This window comes from Acidovorax sp., from assembly GCF_027492855.1.
Classification (GTDB): Bacteria; Pseudomonadota; Gammaproteobacteria; order Burkholderiales; family Burkholderiaceae_C; genus Acidovorax.
The window spans coordinates 17,520-28,763 of the sequence record NZ_JAPUDY010000010.1 but is presented as its reverse complement, the minus strand read 5'-3'; the positions used below and the strand labels follow the sequence as shown (position 1 = coordinate 28,763).

Below are 11,244 nucleotides of genomic sequence, written 5' to 3'. Positions count from 1 at the left end.
CGGCGCAGTACACCATGCAGGCACCGTCCAGCACGCGCATGGAGCGCTCCACCTCAATGGTGAAGTCCACGTGGCCGGGGGTGTCGATGATGTTGAAACGGTGCTCGGGGTAGGAGTTGTCCATACCCTTCCAGAAGCAGGTCGTGGCAGCCGAGGTGATCGTGATGCCGCGCTCTTGCTCTTGCTCCATCCAGTCCATGGTGGCGGCGCCGTCGTGCACTTCGCCAATCTTGTGGCTCACGCCCGTATAGAACAGGATACGTTCGGTGGTCGTGGTCTTGCCAGCGTCAATGTGGGCCGAGATACCGATATTGCGGTAGCGCTCGATGGGGGTCTTGCGTGCCATGATTTACTTTCGTTAACGGCTAAGAGCCCGCCCGCCAAAACGACGGATCGGGCTCCCAGCCTTCGAGATATGGGGGCGAAATTTAGAAGCGGAAGTGGCTGAATGCCTTGTTGGCTTCGGCCATGCGGTGCACTTCGTCACGCTTCTTCATGGCGCCGCCACGGCCTTCGGTGGCTTCGAGCAGTTCGTTGGCCAGACGCTGGGCCATCGACTTCTCACCACGCTTGCGGGCCGCTTCCTTGATCCAGCGCATGGACAGAGCCAGGCGACGGACAGGACGCACTTCCACTGGCACCTGGTAGTTGGCACCGCCCACGCGGCGGGACTTCACTTCCACCATGGGCTTCACGTTGTTGATGGCAACGGTGAAGGCTTCCAGAGGGTCCTTATCGGGGTGCTTCTTCTCGATCAGTTCCAGGGCGCCGTAAATGATGCGCTCTGCAACTGCCTTTTTGCCGCCTTCCATGATCACGTTCATGAATTTGGACAGCTCTACATTGCCGAACTTGGGATCCGGCAGGATTTCACGTTTGGGGACTTCGCGACGACGTGGCATTTTTCACCTCTATCTTTGCTTCAGTTGGCATCTTTTCAGACACCGCGAGAGCCAATGAAGGACTCCCACTTACTCGACCCGCGCAGAACACCTGCGTTTGGGGTCACTACGCTGCTTCACCGCGCCACGCGGGAACAGCACCGAAAATTCTTCTTCCGACCAGAAAACCAGGGCTTACTTGGCCTTTGGCTTCTTGGCGCCGTACTTGGAGCGCGACTGCTTGCGGTCTTTCACGCCTTGCAAGTCGAGCGAACCGCGCACGATGTGGTAACGCACACCAGGCAAGTCCTTGACACGACCGCCGCGAACCAGCACGACGCTGTGTTCTTGCAGGTTGTGGCCTTCACCGCCGATGTAGGAAATGACCTCGAAACCGTTGGTCAGGCGCACCTTGGCGACCTTACGCAGAGCGGAGTTAGGCTTCTTAGGCGTCGTGGTGTACACACGGGTGCACACGCCGCGGCGCTGTGGAGAGTTTTCCATCGCAGGGCTCTTGGACTTGATCTTTTCGACCTCGCGCCCCTGACGGACCAGTTGATTGATGGTTGGCATGAAATACGTCCCTAAACGTAAAAAAACGAAAACGTGAAACCCTTCGGAAATTCCGAAAAGCCTTCTAATGTAGCAGCAAGCTCCTAAACAGGCAAGCGGCGCAACATACTCCCCACAGCCGCCGAAAGCGCACGGCCTACACCAGGGCCGCCGCGCAAGGGCCGCCCCGCCGCGCTGGCGGCGTCCCCCTTCCCGGCGAAGCCGAGAGAAGGGGTGAAGGCGCGCAGCGCCTCAGGGGGATGTACCTGCTACTTAATCCACAACCGGATCGCATCCCAGGCGCGGCCCAGAATGCCTGCCTGCTCCACGCCTTCCAGCGCGATCAGGGGCACTTCGCCCACCACTTGGTCGCCCAACATCACCTTGAGGGTGCCGATGGACTGGCCTTTGGTGTAAGGCGCCACCAGCGGGTCGGGGCGGGCGATTTCGGTGGTGATCTTGCCTGCGCTGCCCGAAGGCACGGCCACCACGATGGCCTCTTCGCGGCCGATCTTCAGCACGCTGTCCTTGCCCTTCCAGACGGCGGGGCTGGCCACGGGCTTGCCCGCATCGAACAGTTTGACGGCCTCGAACGCGGTGTAGCCCCAGTTCAGCAGCTTCTGGCTTTCGTTGGCGCGCGCGTTCTCGCTGGCGGCGCCGAGCACGATGGAAAGCAGGCGGCGCTGGCCCAGGCCGGGGAACTCGCGCTTGGACGTGGCCACCAGGCAATACCCGGCGGCGGCGGTATGGCCGGTCTTGAGGCCGTCCACGGTCGGGTCGCGGAACAGCAGCGAGTTGCGGTTGTTGCCGTTGGATGCGGGGGTGCCGGGGTAGCTGTACTGCTTGGTCGCGTAGTAGTGCATGTACTCCGGGAAGTCCTTCATCAGGCGCATGGCCAGCACGGAGAGGTCGCGCGCCGTGGTGATGTGGCCGGGCTCGGTGAGGCCTTCGGGGTTTTTGTAGCTGGTGCCGCTCATGCCCAGGGCCTTGGCCTGGTCGTTCATGAGCTTGACAAAATTCTCGGCCGTGCCGCCCACGCCTTCGGCCAGGGCCATGGTGGCGTCGTTGCCGGACTGAACGATCATGCCCTTGATGAGGTCTTCGACCGGCACCTGCATCTTGGGGTCGATGAACATGCGCGAGCCGGGCATCTTCCAGGCGCGCACGCTCACGGGCAGCTTCTGGTCCAGCGCGATTTTCTTGGCGCGCAGGGCGTCGAACACCAGGTAGCCCGTCATGAGCTTGGTGAGCGATGCCTGCTCCACCGGCGCATCAACGTCCTTGGCGGCCAGCACCTGATTGGCGGTGACATCCACCAGCATGTAGGTGCGCGCGGCGATTTCAGGGGGCTGGGGTGCCTGGGCAAAGGCACCGAAGGCGGCAGGGGCCACCGCAGCAAAGACGGCCAGGGATCGCAACGCGGACAGGATTCGTTTCATGGGGCAATAAGGGGCTGGGAGGGCTCGAAAAAGGAAGGAGTGGGAGAAAAGGCGAAAGGCGCAAAAGCTGGCGGCGGGCCATGGTGGCCACGCCGGGCAGCACGCTCAACCGCCCGATTGCAGGTGGCGGACCACCAGATTCTTCAGAAGCGGCAATTGTCCGTGAAAGAAATGACCGCCCGCGGGAATGACTGTGACAGGCAGTATCTGGGGCCGCGCCCAGTCCATCACAGCAGACAGCGGCACGGTGTCGTCCTCTTCGCCGTGCACAACCAGCGTGCGCAGGTGGGCGTCGGGTGGCACCGGGGCCACGGTGAAGCGGCTGGCAGCGGTGCCGACCAGCACGGCCTGGTCCACGCGGCCTTCGGGCCAGAGCGCGGCCAGCGCATGGCTGGCGACGAAGGCGCCGAACGAGAACCCCGCCAGCGCGATGCGTTGGCCCGAGGCGGCAGGCGCCACCTGCTCCACCACGGCCAGCATGTCCTGTAGCTCGCCCTCGCCTTTGTCGTGCTCACCCGCCGAGCCTTCCACGCCCCGGAAATTGAAGCGCACCGCCGTCCAGCCGCATTGCACAAAGGCCCGCGCCAGGGTCTGCACCACCTTGTTGTTCATGGTGCCCGCAAACAGCGGGTGGGGGTGGGCAATGATGGCCACGCCACGCGGCGCCGCCCCATCGGCCAGCACCGCGCTGTCGCGCACGGCCTCGATGGCGCCTGCGGCACCGGACAGGGTCAGGCGTTCGGTCTGGGCATTCACTGGTTTGCTACCTAATTGATAGCTGTCAGCGCTTATTTATCAAGCGCTAACGGCCAAAATCATTCAAAGACGGAGTGGAGCCGTTTTCAGCGCCCAAGTTCCGCCGGCGTGACCAGGCGCTCCACCACCTGGCCGTTTTTGAGGTGCGACTCGACGATTTCGTCGATGTCCGACGCGTCCACATAGGTGTACCAGGTGCCCTCGGGGTACACCACGGCGATGGGGCCGCCCGCGCAGCGGTCCAGGCAACCGGCCTTGTTCACACGCACCTTGCCGGGGCCCGCCAGCCCGGCGGCCTTGACCTGCGCCTTGCAGCGGTCAAAGCCCGCCTGGGCGTTGTGGTGGGCGCAGCTGTCTTCGCCATTGGTGCGGTCGTTCAGGCAGAAGAAGATGTGGCGCTGGTAGTAGCCGGGCGCTGCGGCCGGCGCGTTGGATGGTTCGCTCATCCGAGTATTTTAGGTTTGCGCCTCGCGCCGCGACACTCTGAGTACCACATACAAGAGCGTGGCATAAGGCCACAGCCAGCCCAGCCACTGGCCCAGGCCGTAGAAACGAATGAAGCGGCCCTGCTCCCATATCTGCAAAGTCTGGGCGAAATACGCGCTGGTGGGCGCCTGGTTGAGCAGCGCCAGGTGCCAGGCCAGCGCCAGCAGCAGCACGGCGGCGCAGGTCCGGCGCGGCAAGGCCACAAGCAGCATCGCCAGCACCAGAGCCCCCCACACGCCGACTTGCACGGGCAGGCTGATCCACTCCCAGGCGTGCACGGGGCCCCAGCTCAGTGCCGCCGACAGCGCGGTCAGCGTGACGCCCACCGCCACCACCCCCAGCGCAAACAGCGCGCGCCGCCCCACCTGGCGGATCACGCAGTAGCCAAGCAGGCAGGGGATGAGCAGCCCGAGCGTGACACACAGCAACTCGCCGCTGGGCGAAAGCGGGGTCAGCGCGGCCTCGCGCACGGGCAGCCAGTCGAGAAACGGGGTGTCGGCCAGCAACTCGGTGAGAGCGGCCTCCAGCCGCTCCAGCACCTGACCGAGCCCAAAGGGCACGGCCGCCGGAAACAGCAGCGCCAGCGGCCACAGGGCCAGCAGCACCAAACCACTGCTGGCATCCGAGACGAACCAGCGATCCCGAAAGTCGCTCCAGCGGTTGATGGCCCCCAGGCGTTCCAGCAGCGCCGCGCTCATCGCCCCGGCCAGGGTGCCGCCGATGTTGAGCAGCAAATCGAGGTTGGACGGCACGCGCCGGGGCAGGTAGATCTGCAAAAACTCCATCACCAGCGAAAGCAGCGCCCCCAGCACCGTGGCCAGCAGCACCGCCCCCCGCCCTGCGCCCGAGCGCAACATGCCCAGCACCAGCAAAAAGCCCAGCGGCGCATAGCCCACGGCGTTGGTGAAAACGTCGAACCCGGTCCAGTACGGCGGGGGCAGGCGCGCGAGCAGAAAGACCAGCGGGTCGATGCCCTGCGCACGCCAGCCGTCAAATGGGAACAGGCTCGCAAAAACGATGAGCGCCGAATAGATCAGCGCGAGAGGCCAGGCGGAGGTTTTGTGCATGCGCCCGTGCAGCTGCGTCAGAAGGGTTTAACGACCACCAGCACCACCGCCACCAGCAGCAGCAGCACGGGCGCTTCGTTGAACCAGCGGAACCACACATGGCTCTTGCGGCAAGTGCCGTCGGCCAGCTTGCGCAGCAGCACGCTGCAGGCATGGTGGTAGCCGATGACCAGCAGCACCACGGCCAGCTTGGCGTGCATCCAGCCATTGCCAGGGCCCCGTCCGATGCCGTAGCCCATCCACAGCCACACGCCCAGGGCCAGCGCGGGCAACGACAGCAAGGTGGTGAAGCGCAGCAGCTTGCGGGCCATCAAAAGCAGGCGGTCCCGCTCGGCAACCGAGCCGGGGGCCACCATCGCCAGGTTGACGAAGATGCGGGGCAGGTAGAAAAGGCCAGCGAACCAGCTGGCCACGAAGACGATGTGAAAGGCTTTGACCCAGAGCATGGGTGCAGTTTACGTTCCTGCAAGCTTCTCCATGGCCCGCCGTGGTCAAGGATCAGCCAAAAAAAAGCCCGGCTAGTCCGCCGGGCCGGGAAAGCCTGTTTTGCATCGCTGCAATCAAGGCCCCGCTCAGGGAGGAAAGCGGGGGGCAGCAAGCCGCCCGGAGCCAATTTAGCATCAGACACATCGTGTTACAAGCGGCTTTTTCCCAGCGGCTGAAACGGACGCTCCCAGCGGCCAATACCGCGCGGCGGCACAAGGGAGCCTCTACACGAATCATCGCGCCGTGTGCATTTGCGGCCTCGGGCGGTCTGCCGCGTTGTCAATGCTCGCAATAGCTGCGGCTATTGCTGCGCTTTACGCCTTGCAGCCCCTCCCGATCCGCAGCGCACACTTGGCCAGCGTGATTCGTGCAGAGGCTCCCAAGGGGATAATCTTCCGATGCATCTCCAAAGCCCAGCCCCCTTCCCCCAGAACCGCCCGCGCCGCCTGCGCCGCGATGCCTTCACCCGCCGCCTGGTGCGCGAGAACGCCGTCACCGCCGACGACCTGATCTACCCCGTGTTCGTGCACGAGGGCAGCCAGCGCCGCGAGGCTGTAGCGTCGATGCCCGGCGTGGACCGCCTGAGCCTCGATCTGCTGCTGCCCGTGGCCGAGGACTGCGTGAAACTGGGCATTCCGGTGCTGGCGCTGTTCCCGGCGATCGACCCCTCGCTCAAGACGCCCGATGGCAAGGAAGCCCTGAACCCCAACGGCCTGATCCCGCGCGTGGTGCGGGCGCTCAAGCAAGAATTTCCCGACCTGGGCGTGATGACCGACGTGGCGCTCGACCCCTACACCAGCCACGGCCAGGACGGCAAGCTGGACGCCACCGGCTACATCATCAACGACGAGACGGTGGAGATCCTCACCGGCCAGGCGCTCACGCATGCCGAAGCAGGCGTGGACATCGTCGCCCCCAGCGACATGATGGACGGCCGCATCGGCGCCATCCGCGAGGCGCTAGAGGTGCAGGGCCACATCCACACCCGCATCATGGCCTACAGCGCCAAGTACGCCAGCGCCTTCTACGGCCCCTTCCGCGACGCCGTGGGCACACGCGGCGCCCTGGGCAAGGCCGACAAGAACGCCTACCAGATGGACCCCGGCAACAGCGACGAGGCCCTGCGCGAAGTGGCTATCGACATCGCCGAGGGCGCCGACATGGTGATGGTGAAACCCGGCATGCCCTACCTCGACATCGTGCGCCGCGTGAAGGACGAGTTCAAGGTGCCCACCTTCGCCTACCAGGTGAGCGGCGAGTACGCCATGGTCAAGGCCGCCGCCGCCAACGGCTGGATCGACCACGACGCGGTGATGATGGAAAGCCTCTTGGCCTTCAAGCGCGCAGGCGCCGACGGCGTGCTGACCTACTTTGCGCGCGATGCAGCGCGATTGCTCCTAAAACGATAGCTGCTAGCGCTTAATGAATAAGCGCTAGAGGCATTTTTTATACCAATCCGGGGTTGCATGCGCATATTCCACATCCACAGCGGCGGCGTGCAAGAGCTTGCCAGCCTGCCCGCCCAGATGCCCGCGCAGGGCTTCATCTGGATCGCCTGCGCCCGCCCGGTCTTCCAGACGCGGCTGGCAGACATCCAGGCCAGCCTGCAAGCCCTGGTGGGGCTGCAACTGGTGGACCTGCATGTGTCCGACCTGCTCAACGCGCAACTGCCCTCGCACTACGACTACACCTCACAGTACGACCTGCTGGTGTTCCGCCGCCTGGCCTCGGGGCAAGGAGAGGCGGCGGCCGGCGCGGCGGCAGAAGGTGACGCCCCCGCCAACCCACCCAAGCGCACCGGCCCCCCGGTGCTGCGGCACATCGACACCAGCCCCGTGGGGTTTGCGGTGTTCGACCAGTTGCTGCTCACCGTGCATCCCTCGGACTGCGCTGTGCGCGAGGCCTATGCCACGCGCCTGCTGGCCGCGTTGCCCGCCACCGCCAGCGAGGGCCGCAGCAGCCCCGTGCCCGGCGCGCGTGTGCCCACCAGCCCGGCCGACCTGATGCTGCGCGTGGTGAACCTGATGGTCGACGGCTACCTGGAGCTGCGCCGCGAGCTCACGCGCCAGCTCGACCACTGGCAAAGCGAGCTGCTCCGGCCCCGCGCGCGCTACGTGAACTGGAGCTCGCTGCTGGAGGCGCGCCTGTCGCTGCACATGCTCGACGAGATCTGCGAAGACCAGCGCACCGCCGTCCAGGACTGGATCGACGCACTGGAAACCTGGGCCCTGCCCGACAACCCGGCGGGCCTGCGCGAGCTGGACCTGCTCAAGGTGCGCAGCCGCGACGTGCTGGAGCACATCGAGCGCGTGGTGCACCACGTGCGCCGCCTGGAGCAAAGCACCGAGACCGCCGTGCAGATGCATTTTTCGGTGCAGAGCAACCGCACCAACGACATCATGCGCACGCTCACGGCGCTGACCGCCGTGTTCCTGCCGCTCAACCTCATCGCGGGCATCTTCGGCATGAACTTCGAGTTTCTGCCGCTGATCCACAAAGCCGACGGCTTTTGGTGGGCGCTGGGCTCGATGGCCTTCATCGCGCTGGCGCTGGTGCTGCTGTTCTGGCGCAAGCGCTACCTGGCAAGAACCAGGTGACACCCCTCTGAGCGGCTGCGCCGCTTCCTCACCTCACGGCCGCGCCACCCCAAACAGCCCCGCCGCGTTGTCCCACGCAATCTTGCGCGCTACGTCGGGGGGCAGGCCGCCCAACCACTGGCGGTAGCCCTCCATCAGGCTCTCGTAGTGTTGCCAGCGCTGGTTCACCCAGGTGTCCGAGCCGATCACGAAGCGCGTGGGGTATTTGAGCAGCAGCGTGCGCCAGGCGGGGCACAGCTGGTTGTCGTCGCACACCAGGCCGGGGCGGTACGACAGCTCGCCCACCAGGCCAGGGTAGCGCGCCAGGAGCGCATCCACACGCTCCACCGGCGTGCCGCCGATGCCGGTGTGGGCCCAGATCAGACGTGCCTTCTGCCCCTGGGACGGGGTGTGGGCCATCAGCAGATCGATGGCGGCATCGTCCACATGGGCCAACACCACCAGATCGCGCTGCTCGGCCAGGGCCATGAGCTTTTGCGCCACGGGGCCATTGGCGTTAGCGCTGTCGTACAGGTGAAACTCGCCAATGCCCCGGTACGGCCCCGAGCCCGTGCCCCGCGCCAGCTCGGCCAGCACCATGTCGTAAATGGTGGCGTCGGCAAACCAGCCGGTGTAGTCCGCCCGGTTGCGGTACAGCCGCACGAACGGCACCACGGCAATGCCCGCCTCGCGCATCTGCGGCAGGGCCGCCAGCGCCAGCGAGCCGGTGTTGGGCCGCGAATTGGCCACGATGGCGCGCACGCCGCTGGCCTTCATGCGCGCCAACACGTCGGCGGGCGGGTGGGGGCCGGTTTTGCCGTTCCATGCCTCCTCGTTGTAGTGCAGGTGGGCATCGAACAGGGGGCCGGTGTAGTCGGCGGCCCGTGCCTGGGAGCACATCACTATCAAAACAATAGCTGCTAGCGCTTTAATTACAAGCGCTAGCAGCCAATTAGGCCTGGCATTCCGAAGAAAAACGGCCATGGCGGCAGGCCCCTCAGCCCAAGTGTTTGCCCAAGAACGCCAGGGTGCGTTCGCGCGCCAGATCGGCCGAGGCCTGGTCGTAGCTGCCGCGCTGGTCGCAGTTGAAGCCGTGGTCGGCCGCGTACACATGCACCTCGACCTCGGGACGGGCCTTGGCAAACGCCTGCACGCTGTCCTGGGAAATCCAGTGGTCGCGCTCGCCAAAATGGGCCAGCACGGGCACCTGGGGTTTGCGGGCTATCTCGTCGGGGGTGGTCATGCCACCGCCGTAATAAGGCACCGCCGCCGACAGCCCCTTGAGCTGGCTGGCCGCGCGCCAGGTGAGCAAGCCGCCCCAGCAAAAGCCCACGATGCCCACCTTGCCGCCGCCACAGTGCTGCGCTGCGTAGTCGATGGCGGCCTGGATGTCGGGCATCACGCCAGGGGCGGGCAGACCTTCCACCGCGGCCTTCAGGCCCATGCCCGCCTGCATGTCTTCGGCCGCATAGCCCAGTTCCACACCGGGCCGCACGCGGTGAAAGGTGGAGGGCGCCACGGCCAGGTAGCCGCTGGCGGCAAAGCGGTCGGCCACCGAGCGGATATGCGCGTTCACGCCAAAAATCTCCTGCAGCACCACCACAGCGCCACGCGGCGTGCCTGCGGGCTGGGCCACCCAGGCAAGCGCTACAAAACCATCGCTGGCGGTGAGATCAACAAACTGTCCCATGGGTTGGCTCCTTGTTTTCGGCAGAGTTCAACATGGGAAACATTATTGCAAGCAGCGCTTCGGAGCGGCAAAACCCGACTGGACTTCATGCCCTCTTCTGTGTCTTCTGCTTCATCTTCTTCATTCAGCAGGGGGGCTCAAATCCCCACCGTCAGGTTCACCCACGCATCGGGCAGCCACTGCAGCACCTGGGCCTCCAGCCATTTGTCGCCACCGGTCAGGATCGCCACACCCAGCAGCCCCAGCAAGATGGCAAAGCTGCGCTGCACCACGTTGATGCGCGCCAGCACCCAGTCGCGCACGCGCACAAAACCCTTGCGCGACGCGTAGGCAGCAGCCACCAACGGTATTGCCGCGCCCATGCCGAACACGCCCAGCACCACGCCGCCCCGGCCCACACCGCCTTCGCTGGCCACCAGGCTCAGGGCGGAGCCGAGCAGCGGCCCTGAGCACGGGCTCCAGACCAGGCCCAGCACCCCGCCCAACACAAACGCGCTGGCCAGCGAGCGCCCATCCAGCCGCGCCGACGCCGCCTGCGCCTGGCTGGCGATGGGCAGCATCCACTGGCTGAAGCGGTCACCCAGCGCGGGCACCAGCATGACGATGGCAAAAGCGATGAGCAGCAGGGCGCCCGCGACGCGGATGGTGTCGCCATCAATGCCCAGCGCAGGCCCCAGTGCACCCAGCGCCATGCCGATCAGCGCAAACGACACCACCATGCCCGCACCCATGGCCACGGGCGCCAGGCGGTGGCCCTGCAGCGAGCCACCCACCACCAGGGGCAGCATGGGCAACACACAGGGCGACAAGGTGGTCAGCCCACCGGCGGCCAGGCTCAGGCCCAGTTGGGCCACGGACAACTCCAGCGTCATGCCACGCGCCCGCTCAAAGCGCCGCCTTCAGCGCCTTGCGGATGCCGTCGGCGCTGGTCTCGCCCGCCAGCCGCGCTACTTCCTTGGGGCCCTTGAGCACCACCAGCGTGGACTGCGAGCGCACGTTGAAGCGGCGCTTGAGCTCCTTTTCGCTGTCGTAATTGGCCGTGAGCACGGTCACGTCCAGGCCCTTTTCTTCCTTGAGCATCTGCAGCGTCTTGACCTGCGCGCGGCAGGTGGGGCACCAGTCGGCATGGAAGTGCACGGCCACCGGCTGGCCTGCCTGCTCGGCGGCGGCCAAAGCCTCGGCGGAATAGGGCTTGACCTCCAGCGCATGGGCCAGGGCGGCAGAGCCCAGCAGGGCGACGGAGGCGATAACTTGCAGCAGCTTCATGGCAAAAGACCTTTCGTACAGGGTTGTGTTCCACCCAATAGTTCG

At 65.6% G+C, this 11,244-nt stretch carries 14 protein-coding genes; 2 read left to right on the top strand and 12 right to left on the bottom strand.

The window, feature by feature from the left end:
• The 8 genes from Q0105_RS02795 to Q0105_RS02760 form a co-directional block, all read right to left on the bottom strand.
• The coding region (locus Q0105_RS02795) for a GTP-binding protein (RefSeq protein ID WP_298208529.1) at positions 1-346 on the bottom strand (346 nt) is incomplete at its 3' end.
• Positions 347-428: 82 nt separating this feature from the next.
• Positions 429-902, bottom strand: coding sequence for a 30S ribosomal protein S7 (gene rpsG / locus Q0105_RS02790; RefSeq protein ID WP_005798541.1), 474 nt, complete (start codon positions 900-902; stop codon positions 429-431).
• Positions 903-1,076: 174 nt separating this feature from the next.
• Entirely contained in the window at positions 1,077-1,454 is a 378-nt protein-coding gene (rpsL, locus tag Q0105_RS02785; RefSeq protein ID WP_007851137.1) for a 30S ribosomal protein S12, read from the bottom strand.
• 248 nt (positions 1,455-1,702) lie between these two features.
• Positions 1,703-2,872 (bottom strand): D-alanyl-D-alanine carboxypeptidase family protein, encoded by a 1,170-nt coding sequence (locus Q0105_RS02780; RefSeq protein ID WP_298208526.1) that lies wholly within the window; start codon positions 2,870-2,872, stop codon positions 1,703-1,705.
• Between the two features lie 105 nt (positions 2,873-2,977).
• Complete coding sequence (locus Q0105_RS02775) at positions 2,978-3,628, bottom strand: alpha/beta fold hydrolase (RefSeq protein WP_298208524.1); 651 nt, start codon at positions 3,626-3,628, stop codon at positions 2,978-2,980.
• An 86-nt stretch (positions 3,629-3,714) separates the two neighbouring features.
• Positions 3,715-4,074 (bottom strand): (2Fe-2S) ferredoxin domain-containing protein, encoded by a 360-nt coding sequence (locus Q0105_RS02770; RefSeq protein ID WP_298208521.1) that lies wholly within the window; start codon positions 4,072-4,074, stop codon positions 3,715-3,717.
• Between the two features lie 9 nt (positions 4,075-4,083).
• The gene (locus Q0105_RS02765; protein ID WP_298208519.1) at positions 4,084-5,181 is read right to left on the bottom strand and encodes a VanZ family protein; all 1,098 of its coding nucleotides are present in this window, start codon (positions 5,179-5,181) and stop codon (positions 4,084-4,086) included.
• A 17-nt stretch (positions 5,182-5,198) separates the two neighbouring features.
• Positions 5,199-5,627 (bottom strand): CopD family protein, encoded by a 429-nt coding sequence (locus tag Q0105_RS02760; RefSeq protein ID WP_298208517.1) that lies wholly within the window; start codon positions 5,625-5,627, stop codon positions 5,199-5,201.
• A 438-nt stretch (positions 5,628-6,065) separates the two neighbouring features.
• Here Q0105_RS02760 and hemB point away from each other — a divergent pair, with 438 nt between their 5' ends.
• Complete coding sequence (gene hemB, locus Q0105_RS02755; RefSeq protein ID WP_298208515.1) at positions 6,066-7,076, top strand: porphobilinogen synthase; 1,011 nt, start codon at positions 6,066-6,068, stop codon at positions 7,074-7,076.
• Positions 7,077-7,133: 57 nt separating this feature from the next.
• Entirely contained in the window at positions 7,134-8,264 is a 1,131-nt protein-coding gene (locus tag Q0105_RS02750) for a magnesium transporter CorA family protein (protein ID WP_298208513.1), read from the top strand.
• 33 nt (positions 8,265-8,297) lie between these two features.
• On the opposite strand, the gene Q0105_RS02745 is transcribed toward Q0105_RS02750, so the two are convergent.
• The 4 genes from Q0105_RS02745 to Q0105_RS02730 all read right to left on the bottom strand — a co-directional run bounded on the left by Q0105_RS02745 (position 8,298) and on the right by Q0105_RS02730 (position 11,199).
• The gene (locus Q0105_RS02745; RefSeq protein WP_298208511.1) at positions 8,298-9,143 is read right to left on the bottom strand and encodes an amidohydrolase family protein; all 846 of its coding nucleotides are present in this window, start codon (positions 9,141-9,143) and stop codon (positions 8,298-8,300) included.
• Positions 9,144-9,240: 97 nt separating this feature from the next.
• Entirely contained in the window at positions 9,241-9,933 is a 693-nt protein-coding gene (locus Q0105_RS02740) for a dienelactone hydrolase family protein (protein ID WP_298208509.1), read from the bottom strand.
• A gap of 137 nt (positions 9,934-10,070) precedes the next feature.
• A complete protein-coding gene (locus Q0105_RS02735) occupies positions 10,071-10,805 on the bottom strand; it encodes a cytochrome c biogenesis protein CcdA (protein WP_298208507.1) in 735 nt (244 codons plus the stop codon).
• 13 nt (positions 10,806-10,818) lie between these two features.
• Positions 10,819-11,199 carry a thioredoxin family protein gene (locus Q0105_RS02730; protein WP_298208505.1) on the bottom strand — a complete coding sequence of 127 codons (381 nt, stop codon included), beginning with the start codon at positions 11,197-11,199 and terminating at the stop codon, positions 10,819-10,821.
• Between the last annotated feature and the right edge of the window lie 45 nt (positions 11,200-11,244).

Coding starts and splice junctions, on each gene's coding strand:
- rpsG (WP_005798541.1), bottom strand. CDS start 902: ATGCCACGTCGTCGCGAAGTCCCCAAACGTGAAATCCTGCCGGATCCC.
- rpsL (WP_007851137.1), bottom strand. CDS start 1,454: ATGCCAACCATCAATCAACTGGTCCGTCAGGGGCGCGAGGTCGAAAAG.
- Q0105_RS02780 (WP_298208526.1), bottom strand. CDS start 2,872: ATGAAACGAATCCTGTCCGCGTTGCGATCCCTGGCCGTCTTTGCTGCG.
- Q0105_RS02770 (WP_298208521.1), bottom strand. CDS start 4,074: ATGAGCGAACCATCCAACGCGCCGGCCGCAGCGCCCGGCTACTACCAG.
- Q0105_RS02765 (WP_298208519.1), bottom strand. CDS start 5,181: ATGCACAAAACCTCCGCCTGGCCTCTCGCGCTGATCTATTCGGCGCTC.
- Q0105_RS02760 (WP_298208517.1), bottom strand. CDS start 5,627: ATGCTCTGGGTCAAAGCCTTTCACATCGTCTTCGTGGCCAGCTGGTTC.
- hemB (WP_298208515.1), top strand. CDS start 6,066: ATGCATCTCCAAAGCCCAGCCCCCTTCCCCCAGAACCGCCCGCGCCGC.
- Q0105_RS02750 (WP_298208513.1), top strand. CDS start 7,134: ATGCGCATATTCCACATCCACAGCGGCGGCGTGCAAGAGCTTGCCAGC.
- Q0105_RS02745 (WP_298208511.1), bottom strand. CDS start 9,143: ATGTGCTCCCAGGCACGGGCCGCCGACTACACCGGCCCCCTGTTCGAT.
- Q0105_RS02740 (WP_298208509.1), bottom strand. CDS start 9,933: ATGGGACAGTTTGTTGATCTCACCGCCAGCGATGGTTTTGTAGCGCTT.
- Q0105_RS02735 (WP_298208507.1), bottom strand. CDS start 10,805: ATGACGCTGGAGTTGTCCGTGGCCCAACTGGGCCTGAGCCTGGCCGCC.
- Q0105_RS02730 (WP_298208505.1), bottom strand. CDS start 11,199: ATGAAGCTGCTGCAAGTTATCGCCTCCGTCGCCCTGCTGGGCTCTGCC.